15 protein-coding genes are annotated in these 19843 nt (G+C 71.6%); 9 read left to right on the top strand and 6 right to left on the bottom strand.

The features are described 5' to 3' along the window. Positions 1-53: 53 nt before the first annotated feature. The 6 genes from ABIC29_RS00260 to ABIC29_RS00235 form a co-directional block, all read right to left on the bottom strand. Complete coding sequence (locus ABIC29_RS00260) at positions 54-677, bottom strand: TetR/AcrR family transcriptional regulator (RefSeq protein ID WP_055854685.1); 624 nt, start codon at positions 675-677, stop codon at positions 54-56. Positions 678-681: 4 nt separating this feature from the next. Continuing rightward, on the bottom strand, positions 682-2355 hold the full coding sequence (locus tag ABIC29_RS00255; RefSeq protein ID WP_116080368.1) for an allophanate hydrolase: 1674 nt from the start codon (positions 2353-2355) through the stop codon (positions 682-684). Further along, a complete protein-coding gene (uca, locus tag ABIC29_RS00250; RefSeq protein WP_354241669.1) occupies positions 2352-5993 on the bottom strand; it encodes an urea carboxylase in 3642 nt (1213 codons plus the stop codon). The genes ABIC29_RS00255 and uca overlap by 4 nt, the downstream gene beginning before the upstream one ends. Continuing rightward, complete coding sequence (locus tag ABIC29_RS00245) at positions 5990-6688, bottom strand: urea amidolyase associated protein UAAP2 (protein ID WP_116080366.1); 699 nt, start codon at positions 6686-6688, stop codon at positions 5990-5992. Before ABIC29_RS00245 ends, uca begins: the two co-directional genes overlap by 4 nt. Positions 6689-6703: 15 nt before the next feature. Then, on the bottom strand, positions 6704-7555 hold the full coding sequence (locus ABIC29_RS00240) for an urea amidolyase associated protein UAAP1 (RefSeq protein WP_354241666.1): 852 nt from the start codon (positions 7553-7555) through the stop codon (positions 6704-6706). Between the two features lie 97 nt (positions 7556-7652). Then, positions 7653-8702: a LacI family DNA-binding transcriptional regulator gene (locus ABIC29_RS00235; RefSeq protein ID WP_354241663.1), complete on the bottom strand. Its 1050-nt coding sequence runs from the start codon at positions 8700-8702 to the stop codon at positions 7653-7655. A gap of 167 nt (positions 8703-8869) precedes the next feature. Here ABIC29_RS00235 and ABIC29_RS00230 point away from each other — a divergent pair, with 167 nt between their 5' ends. From ABIC29_RS00230 to ABIC29_RS00190, 9 genes are all read left to right on the top strand, one after another. Continuing rightward, a complete protein-coding gene (locus ABIC29_RS00230) occupies positions 8870-10360 on the top strand; it encodes a sugar ABC transporter ATP-binding protein (RefSeq protein WP_354244541.1) in 1491 nt (496 codons plus the stop codon). Between the two features lie 29 nt (positions 10361-10389). Further along, positions 10390-11397 carry an ABC transporter permease gene (locus ABIC29_RS00225; RefSeq protein ID WP_116082103.1) on the top strand — a complete coding sequence of 336 codons (1008 nt, stop codon included), beginning with the start codon at positions 10390-10392 and terminating at the stop codon, positions 11395-11397. Then, a complete protein-coding gene (locus ABIC29_RS00220) occupies positions 11397-12455 on the top strand; it encodes an ABC transporter permease (RefSeq protein WP_116080362.1) in 1059 nt (352 codons plus the stop codon). The genes ABIC29_RS00225 and ABIC29_RS00220 overlap by 1 nt, the downstream gene beginning before the upstream one ends. 63 nt (positions 12456-12518) lie before the next feature. Next, on the top strand, positions 12519-13553 hold the full coding sequence (rhaS, locus tag ABIC29_RS00215) for a rhamnose ABC transporter substrate-binding protein (protein ID WP_116080361.1): 1035 nt from the start codon (positions 12519-12521) through the stop codon (positions 13551-13553). A 210-nt stretch (positions 13554-13763) separates the two neighbouring features. Then, the gene (locus ABIC29_RS00210; RefSeq protein WP_116080360.1) at positions 13764-14243 is read left to right on the top strand and encodes an L-rhamnose mutarotase; all 480 of its coding nucleotides are present in this window, start codon (positions 13764-13766) and stop codon (positions 14241-14243) included. Beyond that, positions 14240-15406, top strand: coding sequence for an L-rhamnose isomerase (gene rhaI, locus ABIC29_RS00205; protein WP_116080359.1), 1167 nt, complete (start codon positions 14240-14242; stop codon positions 15404-15406). Before ABIC29_RS00210 ends, rhaI begins: the two co-directional genes overlap by 4 nt. A gap of 4 nt (positions 15407-15410) precedes the next feature. After that, positions 15411-16349, top strand: coding sequence for an alpha/beta hydrolase (locus ABIC29_RS00200; protein ID WP_116080358.1), 939 nt, complete (start codon positions 15411-15413; stop codon positions 16347-16349). After that, positions 16346-18382: a bifunctional aldolase/short-chain dehydrogenase gene (locus ABIC29_RS00195; protein ID WP_354241657.1), complete on the top strand. Its 2037-nt coding sequence runs from the start codon at positions 16346-16348 to the stop codon at positions 18380-18382. The genes ABIC29_RS00200 and ABIC29_RS00195 overlap by 4 nt, the downstream gene beginning before the upstream one ends. Next, the gene (locus ABIC29_RS00190) at positions 18379-19836 is read left to right on the top strand and encodes a rhamnulokinase (RefSeq protein ID WP_116080356.1); all 1458 of its coding nucleotides are present in this window, start codon (positions 18379-18381) and stop codon (positions 19834-19836) included. The genes ABIC29_RS00195 and ABIC29_RS00190 overlap by 4 nt, the downstream gene beginning before the upstream one ends. Positions 19837-19843: the final 7 nt, after the last annotated feature.

Here is a 19843-nt window from a genome sequence, read left to right as displayed (position 1 = left end):
AGGCGACACGAGGCGGGCCGGGGCGAGAAGTTCGTCCCGGCCCGCCTCGGTGCTCATTCGCGGGCGCGCACCCGTGCGATCTCCGCCTCGTCGACATGTGCGACCCTCAGGCAGGCCTCGGCGATGCGCTCGGGCAGGCCGTCGGGCACCTCGCCTTCGCGGCGCAGCGGGATCACGAGCTCGACGAGCTGCATGCAGCAGGCGCCGGCGAAGGCCTCCTCCTGCGTCGGTTCGATGCGGTGCGCGAGCGCGCCGTACACCCCAGCCAGCTCGGCCCTGGCGCGACGGAAGGGTGCGAAGGCCTCCGCGGCGACCTCCGGAGCGAGGTACATCGTGCCGATGTTGTGAGGCTCATCGAGGAGCGTGGTCACGTCGGCACGCGCGAGGTCGTAGAGCGCTGCCACGGGGTCCGCGGCCTCGAGACAGTCCGCCGCGCGCTCGAGGGTCGGCGCGACCGACGGCTCGAGGAGCGCGAGCAGGATCTCCTCCTTGCCCGCGAAGTGGTAGTACATGCTCGCCTGCCGCATGCCCGCTCGCTCGGCGATCCGGCGCGTGCTCGTGCCGGCGTATCCCCGCTCGGCGAACAACGACGCGGCGGCATCGAGGATCTCGGTGCGCGGGTCGACCTCGGGCCGGCCGGGAGTGATCCGCGGCCGCCCGACGGTCGATGATGCCATTTCCCTATTGTGCCTGCTGCTCCAGGTATCGGCGCCATCCGCCGAACCTCGTGATGTCGACGGCATCGTCGACGGCGAGGTGCTCGGCCTGGAAGCCCGCGACGGAGGATCCGTCCTCGAGTGTCACCCGTCCGATGGTCATCGGTTGCGGGAGTCCGGCGACGAACGCACCGAATCCCGAGGCCGACAGCGTCCAGACCTCTCCGTCGATCGCCTCGCCGCCCTCGGCTACTCGGCGAAGGCCCGGCTTCGGCGGCACGGTGCCGAGGGCATGGAGGCGATACTCGGCAGCCGTGCGAACGCGACCCCGAAGCCGGCCGCCGGCAGCGACGAGTTGATGGTTGAGCGGCTGACCTTCCAGGTGCGCGCCGACCACGAGCAGGTCGTGCGGCGCATCTGCGATCAGGCCCGCGAGCTCGGCGAGCTGACGATCGGATCCCGCCGGGCCGGTCAGCATCACACCGTACGGCACCCCGTCGACGGCCCCGGCCGGCACCGCGAGGGAAGCGTAGTCGAGCAGGTTCGCGAAGTTCGTGAACCGTCCCATGCGCGCATTGGCGCCCACGGGATCCGCCGCGACCTCTGCGAGCGTCGGATGCCACGTGGTCGTCGGGGTGAGCAGCGCGGCGGTGCCATCCAGCCGCTTGGCACCCTCGAGACCGAGCCGTGCGAGCAGCTCCCGATCGCGGAACACGTCGACCGCCCGGCACGAGTCGCCGCCCAACACGATCTTCGCCACCGTCGGATCGAGGTCCGTGCCGACGAGCTCCGGATGCTCCCGGATGAAGTCGCCGACGGCGGCGGTTCGCTCCGCGACGAACGAGCCGCCGTACAGCAGGGCGGCCGCCTCGAGGAGCGGCGCGATGTCCACTTCGACGATCTCGACGCCGGAGCGCGCGAGGCGGTCGACCACGCGGGCGAACTCCTCCGCCCACCCGTCGGCGAGCCCCTCGAGGTGCTCGGAGGTCGGGATCGCGATCCGGGGCACCGCCGCGAGTCCCGGCAGCACGGGACGCGGTCGCGCGAGCGGGTCGAGCCCGTCCGGGCCCTCCATGAGCTCGGCGGCCCGACGGGCGAGCCCGAGGTCCCGCCCGAAGACCGTCACGACATCGATCGACCGGCATGCGGGCACAACGCCGGTCGCCGGGATGAGGCCGACACTCGGCTTCACCCCGTAGATGCCGTTGAGCGCGGCGGGGACGCGGCCGGACCCGGCGGTATCGGTCCCGAGCGCCAGGTCCACGAAGCCGAGGGCCACGGCGACGGCCGACCCCGAACTGGAGCCACCCGAGATGCGATCCGGACGCCAGGCATTGCGCACGGCGCCGAATGGGCTCCGGGTGCCGACGAGTCCGGTCGCGAACTGGTCGAGGTTCGTCTTGCCGACCACGATCGCGCCCGCCTCCCGCAGGCGGGCGACGGCCGTGGCATCCGCTTCGGGCTCGTATGCGTACGCCGCGCTGCCGGCGGTCGTCGGCAGGCCCTCGACGTCGATGTTGTCCTTGACCGCCACGAGGACGCCGGCGAGCCGGAGGCGCTCGCCTGCTGCGCCACGCGCGTCGATGCGCTCGGCCTCCTGCAGGACCTCCTCCTCGGGTCGAAGGGTGATCCACACCTCGGGACGGTCCGCAGAGGCGATCCGTCGGTACGCCTCGCGTACCCGGGCCGCGGCGCTCACGAGTTCGCTCCGACGACGACGAGTTCTGGCGCCGGCTCGTCGGGAGCGGGCGGAGCGCCCGCTCGCACGGCAGCGAGCACCTGCCCTGCGGCGACCTGGTCGCCCGGCTTCACGTAGACCTCGACCACCTGCCCCGACACCGGCGCGAGCACCTCGTTCTCCATCTTCATCGCCTCCAGCACCAGCAGTCGGTCGTCGGCCTCGGCCGACGCGCCCGCCTCGACATCGACGCGCCACACGCTCGCCGCGAAGGGCGCCGTGACCGGGGTGCACCCCTCGGGCACGGGCGTCTCGGCCGCAGCGACCACGGGCTGGTCGTAGACGCGATCGAACTCGCCAGCCTCGCGCCAACGCTCCTTCTCCTCCTCGAAGGCGCGCCGCTGCGTCGACTGGAACTCGGCGATCGACTCATGCTCACGCTCGAGGAACGCCTCGTGCTCGGCGAGGGAGAAGGTCCCCTCCTCGGTGCGGAACTCCCCGCGACCCGCATCGACCTCGGCGCGGAGCTCGAGGAGTTCCTCCGCGGACACGGGGTACCACCTGATCCGGTCGAACGGGCGCAGCGCCCACGGGTTCTCGTCGATCAGCCCACCGCGGCGGAACGTGTTCCAGATCTGCACGGTGCGACCGACGAACTGGTAGCCGCCGGGGCCCTCCATGCCGTAGATGCACATGTAGGCGCCGCCGATGCCGACCGAGTTCTCGGCGGTCCACGTGCGTGCGGGGTTGTACTTGGTCGTCACCAGCCGGTGTCGTGGGTCGACGGGCGTCGCGACCGGGGCGCCGAGGTAGACGTCTCCGAGGCCGAGCACCAGGTAGTCCGCGTCGAAGACGATGCGCTGGACCTCCTCGACCGTCGCCAACCCGTTCACCCGCCGAATGAACTCGATGTTCCACGGCGTCCACGGCGCATCGTCGCGAACGCTCGACATGTACCGCTCGATCGCGACGCGGGTCGCGGGGTCGTCCCACGACAGTGGCAGGTGCACGATCCGCGATGGCACCACGAGCTCCCGCGTGGCGGGCAGTTCGGCCTCGATGTGCTGCAGCTCGTCGAGCAGCGACGACGCGCGCAGCACCAGCGGGTCGGTCTGGATCTGCAGCGACCGGATGCCGGCCGTGATGTCGCGCACCCCGGGGATGCCACGGGCGACGACGGCCTGCTCCAGCGCATGGACGCGCATGCGGAGGCCCAGGTCGAGCTCGTTCTCGCCGTACTCGACGAGGAGGTTCGCGTCGCCGTCGCGGCGGTAGGTCACGGCAGGCGCGAGCACGGCATCGCCGTCGACGACCGGCTCGCGACGGGCGAGCACGCCGTCGTCGCCGTCGCCGGCCGGGCGGCCGTGCTCCAGGTCGACCTGGAAGCGATGCGCCTCGTCGTCGCGCACCGGTGCGAATCGCACGGTGTCGCCTGGTCGCAGCTGCCCGACCTTCCAGAACTCGCCGCTGGCGACGACGGCCGGGCAGACGAACCCGCCGAGGCTCGGTCCGTCCGGCCCGAGGATGATGGGGGTGTCGCCCGTGAAGTCGAGAGCGCCGATCGCGTACGCGGTGTCGTGGATGTTCGACGGGTGCAGGCCGGCCTCGCCGCCGTCCTCTCGCGCCCAGGCGGGCTTCGGTCCGCGCAGGCGGACGCCGGTGCGGGCCGACTGCACGTCGACCTCGTAGACGGCCCGGTACAGCTCGTCGATGTCCTCCCGAGTGAAGAACTCGGGAGCGGCGTGGGGCCCCTCGGTCACGCCGATGACCCACTCGCTGGTCAGTCGCGGGCGACGCGCCGACGGGGTCGGCCCACCGGCCGCGACGACGCCGGCCTCGCAGGGCCGCAGCACGTCGCCGGCGACGAGGGCCCGCCCGCCGTGCCCGCCGAAGCCTCCGAGCGTGAAGGTCGAGGCGCTGCCGAGGTACTCGGGGACGTCCAGTCCTCCCTGCACCGCGAGGTACGCGCGCATGCCGATGGTCGTCGCCCCGATCGCGAGCACGCCGCCCGCGGGGACCTCGATCGGCGTCCACGGCTCGGCGGGCGAGCCGTCGACCGTGACGGCCGCCTCGGCACCGGTGACGCAGACGACGGTCGCGTCCGAGAAGCGGAGGCGTGGGCCCGACATCGTGATCTCCAGCGCGGGCGCCGTCGCAGGGTTGCCGACCGCGAGGTTCGCCTCCCGGAAGGAGACCGGGTCCATCGGCCCCGACGGCGGCACGCCGACCTTCCAGTGCCCGACCCTGCCGGGCAGGTCCTGCACGGTGGTCATGAGGCCCGGCGACAGCACGTCGATGCGGGCATCCGGGTCGACCGGATCGCCGAGCGTGCCGGTGTCGTGGCGCACGGCGCGCACCGTCGGATCGTCGCAGAGTGCGCGGAGCATGCCGAGCCCGGTCACGATGCCGTCGACGCGGGTCGCGGCGAGGGCCTCGCCGAGCCGGTCGAGCGCAGCGTCGCGGTCGGCGCCGTGCACGATCACCTTGGCGAGCATGGGGTCGTAGTCGGGCGTGACCCGGAGGCCGGTCTCGATCCACGAGTCGACGCGCACGCCGTCGCCCTCGGGGAACTCGGCCCTGGTCACCAGTCCGGGCGAGGGTGCGAAGCCCTTGGCGGGATCCTCCGCGTAGACGCGCGCCTCGAGCGCGTGGCCGACGGGGACCTGCTCCTCGAAGAGGGCGGCCTCCATCGACGCGGCGCCGTCGCGCGCGAGACGCAGCATGAGGGCGACGAGGTCGATGCCGAAGACCGCCTCCGTCACGGGGTGCTCGACCTGCAGTCGGGTGTTCATCTCGAGGAACGAGACCTCGCCCCGCTCGACGTCGTAGATGAACTCCACGGTGCCCGCCGAGCGATACGCGACGGTGGCTGCGAGCCTTCTGGCCGCGTCATGCAGCTCGCGGCGAACGGCGTCGCCGAGTCCGGGCGCGGGCGCCTCCTCGATCACCTTCTGGTTGCGGCGCTGCAGCGAGCAGTCGCGGTCGCCGAAGACGGCGACCCGGCCCTCGCCGTCGCCGAAGACCTGCACCTCGACGTGCCGGGCACGGGTCACGAGCCGTTCGAGGAAGACGCCGCCCGAGCCGAAGCTGCGCGCCGCCATCGATGCGACCGCGACGTACCCCTCCCGCACGTCGTCGAGGGTGCGGCACACCCGCATGCCGATGCCGCCACCCCCGCTCGTCGCCTTGAGCATGACCGGCAGGCCGATGCGCTGCGCCGCGGCGATGGCCTCCTCCGCGGAGCCGAGCAGTCCGGTGCCGGGCAGCAGCGGCACCTCGGCGGCCTCGGCACGGTCGCGCGCGGTGTGCTTGAGGCCGAACGTCTCGATCTGCTCGGGCGTCGGCCCGATCCAGGCGAGCCCGGCCGCCTCGACCGCTCGCGCCGCCTCCACGTTCTCGGAGAGGAAGCCGTAGCCCGGGTGGACGGCGCCGGCGCCGGTCGCGCGGGCCGCGTCGAGGATCGCGTCGATCCGCAGGTAGGACTCGGCGGCCGGCGCCGGGCCGAGCCTCACGGCGACGTCCGCCTCGCGGACGTGGGGCGCCGCGCGGTCGGCGTCCGAGTAGACGGCGACGGTGCGCAGCCCCAGCTGCTTCGCCGAGCGGATGATGCGGCGCGCGATCTCGCCGCGGTTGGCGATGAGGACGGTGTCGAAGGTCATCGGGTGCCTCGTTCCGGACGGGTGACGATCGCGCGGAGCGGCGTCACGTTGAAGTCGTTGCATGGGTTGTTCATCTGCGGGCAATTGGAGATGACGACGATCACGTCGCGCTCTGCGCGGCATGCGACCCGGCGCCCGGGTGCGCTCATCCCGTCGACGATGCCGAGCGAGCCGTCGGCCTCGACCGGGACGTTCATGAACCAGTTGAGGTTCGAGACGAGGTCGCGGGCCGTGAGCCCCCACGCCGCGCCCTCGAAGAGGAAATTCTCGCGGCAGGCGTGCTGGTACGCGGTGTGGTGCCCGTAGCGCAGCGTGTTCGACTCCTTGCTGCAGGCCCCGCCGATCGTGTCCTGCCGGTCGATCTCGTTGCCGACCACCGTCATCAGCGGGTCGCCGAGGTTGGAGCGCAGCACGGTGCCGGCCGTGACGTAGGCGTTGCCCTGCCAAGTGATCGTGTCGGGTGCGCTGTACCGCTCCGACGTGTCGTCGGCGGCGAAGATCAGGCAGTCGCCGGACTGGTTGCCCCCGACGTCGACGAGCGTGAACACGTCGCCGGCGTGCACGAGCGCCGACCAGGAGGCACGGGGGGCGATGGGTGCGTCGACGATGACGGCACCGGGGACGAACCCCTCCGACCAGTCGAGGACGGAGCCGGCCGCGTAGACGGGCCGAGGCGGGACGGTGGTGGTGACCATGTCGGTTCTTCCTTCTCAGAGGCCTGCGAGCTCGGCGTACGCGATCGTGTTGAGGTAGGCGCGCTCTCGCTCGGGAGTCGTGGCGTGGCGCGAGTCGTCGCTGCGGGTCGGCCGACTCCGCCACGCGTGCACTCGCAACGGGCCGGCGACGTAGTCGGAGCGGGGGTCGAGCGGATGCGGCGCGTTCGCCACGAGCACGATCAGCGGTAGCTCGGCGACCAGGTCGACGTGTGTGGCCGCGCCGGCCGATCCGATCCAGTCGAGCGCCCCGTCGGCGGCGACCCGCACGCCCTTGAAGAACGAGACGGCAGGAGGGATGTCGCGTCGCGTGAGGCCGTGCTTGGACGCGGCCATGCGGAGGAGGGCGTGGCCCGACGGCGTCGGGCCCTCGGGCGTCGCGTCGCCGAACTTGCGGACGTTCCAGGCGTCGCCGGAGGCGCCGCAGAGCGCGTCGTGGCGGCCCGACGTGTCCTCGACGACGGTCGCGAGCACGCGTCCGTCGCCGGAGAGCAGCGGATGCCCCGCGCCGAGGTATGCCTGCCACGGGATCTTCTGGGTGTCGGCGACGTTCAGCCGTTCGGCGGTGTTCAGCGCATTCAGCACGACGACGCTCGCCGAGGCGTCGCCGTCGGTGTCCTCGAGGCGGATGCGGGTGCCGCGGGCGACACGCAGGTGCGTGTAGCCCCCCGGAGCGACGGTCTCCGACCAGAGCAGCTCCGTCGCCGGCACGCCCTCCGGCGGGTTCGGGGTCGAGGCTGCCGGCAGGTCCGGCATCCAGGGCGAGCGGCTGCCGCGGGCGCGGGCGTCCGAGCGTGCCGCCTCGACGCTGTCCAGGGTCGCCATCCGTGCCGAGCTGTCGATGGTCATCGTCCGGCCTCCGTATTTCTGTCAGTTGACAGAAATCAGACCAGCGGCTCGTTTCACCGGTGTTTCGGGGACGAAACAACCGCGCACGAGTTCGGCGTCAGCGCGCCCTGCCCCCGGGCGCCGCGGCGGAGACGGCGGGTGCCGCGGTGGACCGCCGCACCACCAATTCAGGGAGGAACACCGTCTGCCGCGGGATGAGGTCGGGGTCCGCGGTCTCCTCGAGGAGGATGCGCAGGGCGGTGCGCCCGATCATGCGGCTGGGCTGGCGCATCGACGAGAGCGGCACGGCCGCCGCGGCCGCGAACGGGATGTCGTCGAACCCGATGATCGCGATCTCGTCGGGGACGAGCATGCGGCCGTCGACGACGAGCGCCTGCAGGAGGCCGAGCGCGACGAGGTCGTTCGCCGCGAACAGGGCGTCGGGGCGGTCGCCGCGCGGCCTGGCGAGGATGCGTGCGCCGGCCGCGACGCCGTCGGCGACCGTGGTCGCCTCGGTCGCGACGACCTCGATCTCGACGGGCGAGACGGCGTTCTCGGCGGCGACGCGCGCGCCGGCCAGGCGATCGCGGACCTGCTGGATCTCGAACGGCCCGCCCACGAACGCGATGCGCCGTCGCCCCGCGCCGATGAGGTGCTCGACGGCCATGCGGCCGCCCGCGACGCTGTCGACCGAGACCGAGCTGAAGCGCCCGTCGCCGCTGAAGCGGTCGACGAGCACGGCGGGGATGCCGCGGGCGCGCAGGCGCTCGAGCCTGGAGTGGATGTCGCCGTACGGCGAGATGAGGACGCCGCGCACCTGCTGCTCCTCGAACAGGTCGAGGTACATGCGCTCGCGCGCGACATCCTCGTCGGTGTTGCCGTAGAGGATCGCGAGGTTGTGGCTGCTCGCCTCGTCTTCGGCGCCGCGCACGACGTCGGTGAAGAACGGGTTCTGCCCGTCGAGCACGACGAAGCCGACCGTGGTCGAGACGCCGGCCCGGAGCTTGCGGGCGGCGTCGTTGCGCACGTATCCCAGTTGCTCGATGGCCCGGTTGACGCGCTCGACGGAGTCGGGAGACACGTCGCCCGGCCGGTTCAGCACATTGGACACCGTGCCCACGGAGACACCGGCGCGCTGCGCGACGTCGCGGATGCGCACCCCAGCCATTCCAGCTCCCTCGCCGATGTCGTGCCGGTCATCCACCCGGCGAACTTGACCGCCAGTGAATCGTTCCATACAGTGTCCCTGAATCGTACATGAATCGATTCATCCAGATTCACCTCGATGAGGAGGCCATCGTGCAGACGGACACGCCGCAGACGCCGGCGCCGCCCATGCTTGAGCTCTCGCGAGTCGTCAAGTCGTTCGGACCGGTGGTCGCCCTCCGCTCCGGAAGCCTGCGACTCCAGTCCGGCTCCATCCACGCGCTCGTCGGCGAGAACGGCGCGGGCAAGTCCACGCTCGTGAAGATCGTCGCCGGGCTCTACCGCCGCGACGCCGGCGAGTTCCGCCTTCGCGGCGAGGACGTCGACTTCACCTCGACCGCCCAGTCGAAGGCCGCGGGCATCGCGGTCATCTACCAGGAGCCGACGCTGTTCCCCGACCTCACGGTCACCGAGAACATCTTCATGGGCCGCCAGCCCGTGAACCGGTTCGGGCGCATCGACCGCAAGGCCATGCGCCACGAGGCTGAGGCGCTGTTCCAGCGGCTCGGCGTGCGCATCGACCCCGAGCGCCCCGCCGAGGGCCTCTCGATCGCCGACCAGCAGGTCATCGAGATCGCCAAGGCGGTGTCGCTCGACGCCCGCGTGCTCATCATGGACGAGCCGACCGCCGCCCTCTCGGGCGTCGAGGTCGACCGCCTGTTCGCCGTCGCGCGGAGCCTGCGCGACGAAGGCCGCGCACTCCTCTTCATCTCGCACCGCTTCGACGAGATCTTCGCGCTCTGCGACACCGTCACCGTCATGCGCGACGGCTCCTACGTCGCCACCACGCCCATCGCCGAGACCACCGTCGACGAGATGGTGCGGCAGATGGTCGGCCGCGACGTGACCGAGCTCTTCCCGAAGACGCCTGCCGAGATCGGCGAGCCGCTGCTCGAGGTCGAGGGGCTCACCCGCACCGGCGTCTTCCACGACATCACCTTCTCGGTGCGCGCCGGCGAGATCGTCGGCCTCGCCGGGCTCGTCGGCGCCGGCCGCAGCGAGGTCGCGCGGGCCGTCTTCGGGGTCGACCCGTACGAGTCCGGCTCCGTCCGGCTCACCGGCCGCACGCTGCCGCGCAACCGCCCCGACCGCGCGATCGGGGCCGGACTCGCCCTCGTGCCCGAGGACCGCCGCAAGGAGGGACTCGTGCTCGAGTCATCCGTCGCGCGCAACCTCTCGCTCGTCATCCGGAACCAGCTCGCCAAGGCCGGCATCATCACCAACGGCTTCGAGAACCGGGCCGCGAAGGTGTGGGCCAGCCGCCTCGAGGTCAAGACGAACGCGCTCAGCACCATCGCCGGAACCCTCTCGGGCGGCAACCAGCAGAAGGTCGTGCTCGGCAAGTGGCTCGCCACCGAACCGACCGTGCTCATCATCGACGAGCCCACCCGTGGCATCGACGTGGGCACCAAGGCCGAGGTGCACCGCCTGCTGTCCGAGCTCGCCGGCAAGGGCATGGGGATCCTCATGATCTCGTCGGAGCTGCCGGAGGTGCTCGGCATGGCCGACCGCGTGCTCGTCATGCGCGAGGGGCGCATCACCGCCGAGATCGACCGATCCGACGCCACCAGCGAGAACGTCATGTTCGCCGCGACCCACGCCCAGGGAGCCACCTCGTGACCGCGCCGGCACCGACCCCCGCCCCCGCGATCGAGAAGACCGCCGTCACGAAGCGGCTGCAGGCCGTCGGCGCCGCGCGCGAGTTCGGCATCCTGCTCGCCCTCGTCATCGTCGTGATCGCGGCGACCGTCGCGAATCCGAACTTCCTGTTCAGCGCAGACGGATGGCGCGACCTGCTGCTGACCCCGTCGATCCTCGTGCTCGTCGCCGTCGGCCAGGCGATCGTGCTCATCACGCGCAACGTCGACCTGTCGGTCGGCTCGATCCTCGGCCTCTCGGCGTACCTGACGGGGCGGCTGTTCATCGACATCCCCGGCATCCCGATCCTCGCCGTCTTCGTGGCCGCGATCGTGTTCGGCGGACTGCTCGGGCTCATCAACGGCGCGCTCGTCGCGTACGCCAAGGTGCCCGCGATGGTCATCACGCTCGGCACGCTCTACGCCTATCGCGGCATCAACGTGCTCTGGACGGGCAGCGACCGCGTCAACGCGTCCGACCTGCCGAAGGACTTCCTCGCCCTCGGAACGGGGCAGGTGCTGTGGATCCCGATCCTCACGATCATCGCCCTCGTCGTGCTCGTCGCCATCGGCTGGATCATGAAGAACACCCGCGGCGGCCGCGAGTTCTACGCGATCGGCTCCGACCCCTCGGCCGCCGAGCTCTACGGCCTGCGCGTCACGCGGCGCCTGCTCATCGCCTTCGTCTCGTCGGGTGCCCTCGCGGGGCTGGCCGGCGTGCTCTACACCGCCCGCTACGGAACGGTGAACTCGCAGGCCGGTTCGGGCTGGGAGCTCGACGCGGTCGGCGCGGCCGTCATCGGCGGCGTCGCCATCACGGGCGGCGTCGGGTCGGTGTGGGGTGCGGCCATCGGCGCCGTGCTGCTGCTCACGATCAACCGCGCCCTGCCGATCCTCGGCATCCCCGACTTCTGGCAGCGCGCCGTGGTCGGCGTGCTCATCATCGGCGCCATCGTGCTCGACCGCGTGCTGGCCGTCCGCCAGAAACGCAAGCTCATCGCGGCCAGGGAGGACGACTGATGACCACCGCAACCGCCTCCACCGCCGCCACCGCGCGCACCTACCGCGACTACGATCGCCCGCTCTGGCAGCGCCTGCTGCTCACCCGTGAGATGGCCATCGTCGGCCTGCTCGTCATCGTCGCCGTGGTCGCCTCGGTGAGCGTGCGCGGCTTCGGCCAGCCGATCACCCTGACCTACCTGATCCTCGACGTCACGCCCATCCTGCTCATCGCGCTGCCGATGACGCTCATCATGATCACGGGCGAGATCGACCTCTCGGTCGCGAGCGTCGTCGGCCTGTCGAGCGTGCTCATCGGCGTGCTCACGCAGGCCGGTGCGCCGTTCGAGCTCGCGATCGTCGTGGCGCTCGTCGCCGGCGCCGTCGCCGGCGCGGTCAACGGGTTCCTCGTCACGGTCGTGGGCCTGCCCTCGCTCGCCGTCACGATCGGCACGCTCGCCCTCTACCGCGGACTCGCCGTCGGTCTGCTCGGCACGACCGCCGTGACCGACTTCCCCGACTTCTGGACCGACCTCGCGAAGATGAAGCTCGGCGGCTCGAACGTGCCGGCCGTGCTGCTGCTGTTCCTCGTGCTGCTCGTGGTGTTCGTCGTGCTGCTGCACTTCACGCCGTTCGGCCGCGGCATCTACGCGATCGGCCTCTCGAAGTCTGCCGCGCGCTTCTCGGGCGTGCACGTCGAGCGCACGAAGCTCGTGCTGTTCGTGCTCTCGGGCACCATCGCCGCCCTCGCCGGCGTCTACTACACGCTCCGCTTCGGCAGCGCCCGCGGCGACAACGCGACGGGCCTCGAGTTGCAGGTCATCGCGGCGGTCGTGCTCGGCGGCGTCTCGGTCTTCGGCGGCCGCGGCGCGATCCACGGCGTCATCGCCGGCGTGCTGCTGATCGGCATCCTCGCGAGCGCCCTGCGCCTCGCGAACGTCACCTCCGACGTCATCAACATCATCACCGGAGTGCTCCTCGTGGCCTCCGTGGTGTCCAACAGCTTCCTGGCCTGGCTGCGCACGAAGCGCAGGGCACCAGGGGGAAACGCGCGCGCGAAGGCTTCCGCAGCAGGGTGACCGCCCGCGCACGCGTGTCGATGCGATCACCCATCGACCAGAACCGATGAAGGGAAAACAACGATGTTTCACAAGAAGTCCCGCGTCGCGGCCGTCGCCGCCGTCGCGATGAGCGTCGCACTCCTCGCGACCGGCTGCGCCGCAGGCGACTCCGGTTCGGGCGGAGGCGAGGGCGGCGACAGCGCCAACCTCGCCATCACGTTCCTGCCGAAGAACCTCGGCAACCCGTACTTCGACACCTCGTCGTCGGGCGCGAAGGAGGCCATCGGCGAGTTCGACGGCACGTTCGCCGAGGTCGGCCCCGCCGAGGCGACGCCCGACGCGCAGGTCAGCTACATCAACACCCTCACGCAGCAGGGCGTGGGCGCGATCGCCGTCTCGGCGAACGACCCCGAGGCCATCTGCGACGCGCTGAACGAGGCCCGCGACGCCGGCGTGAAGGTCGTCACGTTCGACTCCGACACGAACCCCGACTGCCGCGACCTGTTCATCAACCAGGCCGACGCCGAGGGCATCGCCAAGGTGCAGGTCGACCTGATCGCCGACCAGATCGGCGGCGCCGGCGAGATCGCGATCCTCTCGGCATCCGCCAACGCGACGAACCAGAACGCCTGGATCGAGATGATGGAGGAGTACCTCGCGAGCGACTACCCCGACATCACGCTCGTCGAGACGGTCTACGGGGACGACGACGACCAGACCTCGTTCGACAAGACCGCGGCCCTGCTGCAGACCCACCCCGACCTGAAGGGCATCATCTCGCCCACCACGGTCGGCATCTCGGCTGCGGCCCGCTACCTCTCGACGTCGGAGTACAAGGGCAAGGTCGCACTGACCGGCCTCGGCACCCCGAACCAGATGCGCGAGTACGTCGAGGACGGCACCGTCACCGCGTTCGCGCTGTGGAACCCGGCCGACCTCGGCTACCTCGCGGCCTACGCGGCGAAGGCGCTCATCGAGGGCGACATCACGGGCGCAGAGGGCGACTCGTTCGAGGCCGGCAAGCTCGGCGAGTACGAGGTCGGCGCCGACGGCGTCGTGCTCCTCGGCGACCCGTTCGAGTTCAACGCCGACAACATCGCGGACTTCGACTTCTGATCGGATGCCGCACCCGAGGCCCGGCGGCGGTTCACCCCGCCGGGCCTCGGCCGTTCTCGGCCGCGGATCCTTCCGTCGAATGCGCCCGACACGTAGGCTAGATCATGGAAAGCGCATTCCCGTTGCGCGGTCCTCGTCTTCCATGTAGAGTCTTGAAACGATTCATAACCGAGTCGCGAAACGCACCACCGAGAAAGGACGGCGAGCTCGATGACGAGCCACCCCGAGGGCACCGCCACGGAACGCGTGTGCTTCCAGTTGCAGGTCGACCCGGGCCGCCTCGACGAGTACCGCGAACACCACGCGGCCGTCTGGCCCGACATGCTCCGCGCGATCGAGGCATCCGGGCGGCGCAACTACTCCCTCTTCCTCCGCGAGGACGGCCTGCTCATCGGCTACTACGAGACCGATGACGACGCGGCATCCCAGCTCGCGCTCGAGCGGGACCCCCGCACGGCCGCCTGGGAGGCCGAGATGACGGAGTTCTTCGTCTCACTCGACGGCTCCCGCCCCGACCAGGGCGCTCCGCGCCTCACCGAGGTGTTCAACCTCGAAGACCAGCTCGCGGCGCTTGCGCCCGAGCCCGCCGGCGTCGCCGACGACACCGGCCACGCGGCATCCGTCGCCACGCAGACCCCCACCGACCACGCGGCATCCGTCGCCCCCATCGCAGAAAGCAGCAACCCGTGAGCACCTTCTCCGCAGACCAGCTCGCCCAGCTCGAGCAGCAGGCCATCGAACTCCCGAGCTGGGCGTTCGGCAACTCGGGCACCCGCTTCAAGGTGTTCGCCACGCCGGGCACCCCCCGCGACCCCTACGAGAAGATCGCGGATGCCGCGCAGGTGCAGAAGTTCACGGCGCTCGCGCCGACCGTCGCGCTGCACATCCCGTGGGACAAGGTCGACTCCTACGACGACCTGCGGGCCCACGCCGAGGGCCTCGGCGTGCAGCTCGGCACGATCAACTCGAACACGTTCCAGGACGACGACTACAAGTTCGGCGCCCTCACGCACGAGGACGCCGGCGTGCGCCGCAAGGCCATCGACCACCACCTCGAGTGCATCGACATCATGCACGCGACCGGCTCGCGCGACCTCAAGATCTGGCTCGCCGAGGGCTCGAACTACCCCGGACAGGCCGACCTGCGCGGCCGGCAGGACCGCCTGCAGGAGTCGCTGCAGGAGATCTACGCCCGCCTCGGCGACGAGCAGCGCCTCGTGCTCGAGTACAAGTTCTTCGAGCCGGCGTTCTACCACACCGACGTTCCCGACTGGGGCACGAGCTACGCCCAGGTGGCCGCCCTCGGCGACAAGGCCATGGTCTGCCTCGACACCGGCCACCACGCGCCCGGCACGAACATCGAGTTCATCGTCATGCAGCTGCTGCGCCTCGGCAAGCTCGGCTCGTTCGACTTCAACAGCCGGTTCTACGCCGACGACGACCTCATCGTGGGCGCCGCCGACCCGTTCCAGCTGTTCCGCATCATCTTCGAGGTGATCCGCGGCGGCGGCCTGAACAACCCCGACGTGGCGTTCATGCTCGACCAGTGCCACAACGTGGAAGACAAGGTGCCCGGCCAGATCCGCTCGGTGCTGAACGTGCAGGAGATGACCGCCCGCGCCCTCCTCGTCGACGCCGAGGCGCTGCGCGCGGCCCAGCTGTCGGGCGACGTGCTCGAGGCCAACCGGGTCTTCATGGACGCGTTCTACACCGACGTGCGCCCCGCCCTCGCCGAGTGGCGCGAGTCGCGCGGACTGCCCGCCGACCCGATGCGCGCGTTCGCGGCATCCGGATACCTGCAGCAGATCGCGGCCGACCGCGTCGGCGGCGTGCAGGCCGGCTGGGGCGCCTGAGCGGATGTCGCAGCTGACGGCGTACGGCGCAGCCGACGGGCTCGTCCGGGTCTACCCGGCGAGCACGGCGGATGCCGCGACGCGCCGTCCGGCCCCCGCGCTCGTCTGGGCGCACGGCGGCGGCTTCGTCGCCGGCGACCTCGACATGCCCGAGGCCGACTGGGTCGCCCGTTCGCTGGCGGCCCGCGGCGTCACCGTGGTCTCGATCGACTACCGCCTGGTCGCGGGCGACGGCTCCGGGCGCTACCCGGCGGCCTCCGACGACGTGCTCGCCGCCTGGCGGTGGACCCTCGAGCACGCTGCGGAGCTCGGCATCGACCCGGAGCGCGTCACGTTCGGCGGGGCGAGCGCGGGCGGCAACCTCGTGGCCGGCGCCGTGCTCCGCCTGCGCGGCGAGGCCGTCGGCGAGGCCGGCCGTGAGGCCGGACCCCAGGAGGCCGCGCCGCTGCCCGCTGGCGTGTTCCTCGCGTATCCGACGCTGCTCGCGGTGCAGCCCGCCCCCGACACCGCGTTGCGGGCGCTGCTCGACGGCGCTCCCGGGGCCGATCGCTTCGGCTCCGACGCCGTGCGCGACATGTACGAGACCTACCTCGGCGGTCCGGTCGACGATGCGCCGCTGTTCGCGGTGCCCGGCCTCGCCGCGGCATCCGACCTCGCGGGCTTCCCACCCGTGCTCATGATCAACGGCGAGGCCGACGAGCTGCGCGTCTCCGGCGAGCGCTTCGCCGCGACGCTCGCCGAGGCCGGCGTCGACGTCGAGTGCGTCGTCGAGCCCGGCACCCAGCACGGCCACCTGAACCGACCCGTCGAGCCCGCGGCATCCGCGTCGATCGAGCGCATCGTCGCCTGGTTCGCGGGTCTCGAGACGGGCGCTGCACGCCCTCCTCGACCGACGGACCTCCACCAGACCACCCTCCGCACCACCGAAGGAATCACCTCATGACGAACCAGGCTGCAGCCGACCTCATCGCCCGGTCGAACCGCCTCGGCGCCGACCCGAAGAACACGAACTACGCCGGCGGCAACACGTCGGCCAAGGGCACCGAGACCGACCCGGTCACCGGCGAGCCCGTCGAGCTCATGTGGGTCAAGGGCTCCGGCGGCGACCTCGGCACCCTCACCGAACCGGGCCTCGCGGTGCTGCGCCTCGACCGGCTGCGCGCGCTCGTCGACGTGTACCCGGGCCTCGAGCGCGAAGACGAGATGGTCGCCGCGTTCGACTACACGTTGCACGGCAAGGGCGGCGCGGCGCCGTCGATCGACACCGCGATGCACGGGCTCGTCGACGCGGCCCACGTCGACCACCTGCACCCCGACTCGGGCATCGCGATCGCGACCGCGGCCGACGGCGAGGAGCTGACGGCGAAGATCTTCGGCGACAGGGTCGTCTGGGTGCCGTGGCGCCGGCCCGGCTTCCAGCTCGGACTCGACATCGCGGCGATCAAGGCGGCGAACCCCGCCGCGATCGGCTGCATCCTCGGCGGACACGGCATCACGGCGTGGGGCGACACCTCGGAGGAGACCGAGGCGAACTCGCTCTGGATCATCGACACCGCCGCCGCGTACATCGCCGAGCACGGCGCGGCCGAGCCGTTCGGCGCCGTCGTCTCTGGCTTCGAGCCGCTCGAACCCGGCGAGCGCCGCGCGAAGGCCGCCGCCCTCGCCGCGACGGTGCGCGGGCTCGCGAGCCACGACAGGCCCATGGTCGGCCACTTCACCGACGCGCCCGAGGTGCTCGACTTCCTCTCGCGCGAGAAGCTCGCCCCGCTCGCCGCCCTCGGCACGAGCTGCCCCGACCACTTCCTGCGCACCAAGGTCAAGCCGATGGTGCTCGACCTTCCGGCATCCGCGAGCGTCGAGGACTCGGCCGCCCGCCTGCAGGAGCTGCACGAGGCGTACCGCGCCGACTACCAGGCGTACTACGACGCGCACGCGACCTCCGAGAGCCCCGCGATCCGCGGCGCCGATCCCCTCATCGTGCTCGTTCCCGGCGTCGGCATGTTCAGCTACGGCGCGAACAAGCAGACCGCCCGCGTGGCCGGCGAGTTCTACGTCAACGCGATCAACGTGATGCGCGGCGCCGAGGCGCTCTCGACCTACTCCCCCATCAGCGACGCCGAGAAGTTCGCGATCGAGTACTGGGCGCTCGAGGAGGCGAAGCTCCAGCGCATGCCGAAGCCGAAGCCGCACGCGGGCCGCATCGCGCTCGTGACGGGCGCGGCATCCGGCATCGGCAAGGCCATCGCGACCCGGCTCGCGGCCGAGGGGGCATGCGTCGTCATCGCCGACCTCGACCTCGAGAAGGCGCAGGCCGCCGCAGCCGAGCTCGGCAATACGGATGTCGCGATCGGCGTGCAGGCGAACGTGACCGACGGCGCGGCGATCCAGCGCGCGATCGACGACGCCGTGCTCGCCTTCGGCGGCCTCGACCTCGTCGTGAACAACGCCGGGCTCTCGCTCTCGAAGCCCCTGCTCGAGACGACCGAGGCCGACTGGGACCTGCAGCACGACGTCATGGCCAAGGGCTCGTTCCTCGTGTCGAAGGCCGCCGCGCGCGTGCTCATCGACCAGGGCCTCGGCGGCGACATCATCTACATCTCCTCGAAGAACTCCGTCTTCGCGGGGCCGAACAACATCGCCTACTCGGCGACGAAGGCCGACCAGGCCCACCAGGTGCGCCTGCTCGCGGTCGAGCTCGGCGAGTACGGCATCAAGGTCAACGGCATCAACCCCGACGGCGTCGTGCGCGGCTCCGGCATCTTCGCCAGCGGCTGGGGCGCGAACCGCGCCAAGACGTACGGCATCGAGGAGGAGGACCTGGGCAAGTTCTACGCCCAGCGCACGATCCTCAAGCGCGAGGTGCTCCCCGAGCACGTCGCGAACGCGGTGATCGTGCTCACCGGCCCCGAGCTCAGCCACACGACCGGCCTGCACATCCCGGTCGACGCCGGCGTCGCGGCCGCCTTCCTGCGATGAACGGGGGCGAGGGCAGCGATCGCGCGGGCACGGTCGCCGCGGTCGACCTCGGCGCGACGAGCGGCCGCGTCATCCTCGGCCACGTCGACGGCCGCGCCGGCCGGCTCGAGCTCGAGCACGTCGCGCGGTTCCCGAACGGGCCGGTGCGCCTCGCCTCGGGCCTGCACTGGGATCTCACGGGCCTGTACCGCGACCTCACGGCGGGCCTCGCCGACGCGTTCCGCCGCGACCCGTCGGTCGCGTCGATCGGCGTGGACTCCTGGGCCGTCGACTACGGGCTGCTCCGCGGCGACCGGCTGCTCGGCCAGCCGTTCCACTATCGCGACGACCGCAACGCGCGCGCCGTCGACCGGGTGCACGACGTCGTGCCGTTCGCCGAGCTCTACCGCCGCAACGGCCTGCAGTTCCTGCCGTTCAACACGCTCTACCAGCTCGCGGCCGAACGCGACGAGCCCGGTGGGTGCCTCGCCATCGCCGACTCCCTGCTGCTCGTGCCCGACCTCATCGGCTTCGAGCTGACGGGCCGACGCGTCGCCGAGCGCACGAACGCGTCGACGACGGGCCTGCTCGGCGTGCACTCCGGTGAGTGGGACGACGAGCTCATCGAGCAGCTCGGGCTCCCGGCATCCGTCTTCGCTCCCATCGTGGCCCCCGGGGAATCGCTCGGCGGCCTGCGCGCCTCGGTGGCCGCCGAACTCGGCGCACCGAGCGGCGTCGAGGTCGTCGCCGTCGGGTCGCACGACACCGCGTCGGCGGTCGTGGCCGTGCCGATGCAGGCCGAGTCCGCGGCCTACATCTCGTGCGGCACGTGGGGGCTCGTGGGCGTCGAGCTCGAGCACCCGGTGACGACGGATGCCGCGCGCGAGGCGAACTTCACGAACGAGGGCGGCGTCGACGGGCGCGTGCGGTTCCTGCACAACGTCATGGGCCTCTGGCTGCTGTCCGAGTCGGTGCGCTGGTGGGAGCGGGACGGCGAGACGATCGTGCTGTCCGAACTGCTCGCGGCCGCGGCATCCGTCACCGGACCGGTCGCGGTGTTCGACGCGAACGATGCACGGTTCATGGCGCCGGGCGACCTGCCCGGCCGCATCGCGGAGTGGTGCGGCGAGCAGGGCGTGCCCGCGCCGCAGACCCGGGCGGAGTTCGCCCGTTCGATCATCGAGTCGCTGGCCGAGGCGTTCGCGGGCGCGGTGCGGCAGGCGTCGGTGCTCTCGGGCGTCGACGTCGCGACGATCCACGTGGTCGGCGGCGGCGCGCTCAACGAGCTGCTGTGCCGGCGAACCGCCGATCGCTCGGGCCTGCCGGTGCTCGCCGGCCCCGTCGAGGCGACCGCGATCGGCAACGTGCTCGTGCAGGCCAGGGCGCAGGGCTTCGTCGACGGCTCCCTCGAGGACCTGCGCGCGCTCGTCGCGGCGGCGTTCGAGCCGCGACGATACGAGCCGCGCGGGCGCTGAGCCGCCT

The sequence above is a fragment of the Agromyces sp. PvR057 genome, from assembly GCF_040547485.1.
Taxonomy (GTDB): domain Bacteria; phylum Actinomycetota; class Actinomycetes; order Actinomycetales; family Microbacteriaceae; genus Agromyces.
Note: the sequence above shows the minus strand (reverse complement) of the source record. Positions and strands in the feature narration are given on the sequence as shown.

Coding starts and splice junctions, on each gene's coding strand:
- ABIC29_RS00260 (WP_055854685.1), bottom strand. CDS start 677: ATGGCATCATCGACCGTCGGGCGGCCGCGGATCACTCCCGGCCGGCCC.
- uca (WP_354241669.1), bottom strand. CDS start 5,993: ATGACCTTCGACACCGTCCTCATCGCCAACCGCGGCGAGATCGCGCGC.
- ABIC29_RS00245 (WP_116080366.1), bottom strand. CDS start 6,688: ATGGTCACCACCACCGTCCCGCCTCGGCCCGTCTACGCGGCCGGCTCC.
- ABIC29_RS00240 (WP_354241666.1), bottom strand. CDS start 7,555: ATGACCATCGACAGCTCGGCACGGATGGCGACCCTGGACAGCGTCGAG.
- ABIC29_RS00235 (WP_354241663.1), bottom strand. CDS start 8,702: ATGGCTGGGGTGCGCATCCGCGACGTCGCGCAGCGCGCCGGTGTCTCC.
- ABIC29_RS00230 (WP_354244541.1), top strand. CDS start 8,870: ATGCTTGAGCTCTCGCGAGTCGTCAAGTCGTTCGGACCGGTGGTCGCC.
- ABIC29_RS00220 (WP_116080362.1), top strand. CDS start 11,397: ATGACCACCGCAACCGCCTCCACCGCCGCCACCGCGCGCACCTACCGC.
- rhaS (WP_116080361.1), top strand. CDS start 12,519: ATGTTTCACAAGAAGTCCCGCGTCGCGGCCGTCGCCGCCGTCGCGATG.
- ABIC29_RS00210 (WP_116080360.1), top strand. CDS start 13,764: ATGACGAGCCACCCCGAGGGCACCGCCACGGAACGCGTGTGCTTCCAG.
- ABIC29_RS00200 (WP_116080358.1), top strand. CDS start 15,411: ATGTCGCAGCTGACGGCGTACGGCGCAGCCGACGGGCTCGTCCGGGTC.
- ABIC29_RS00195 (WP_354241657.1), top strand. CDS start 16,346: ATGACGAACCAGGCTGCAGCCGACCTCATCGCCCGGTCGAACCGCCTC.
- ABIC29_RS00190 (WP_116080356.1), top strand. CDS start 18,379: ATGAACGGGGGCGAGGGCAGCGATCGCGCGGGCACGGTCGCCGCGGTC.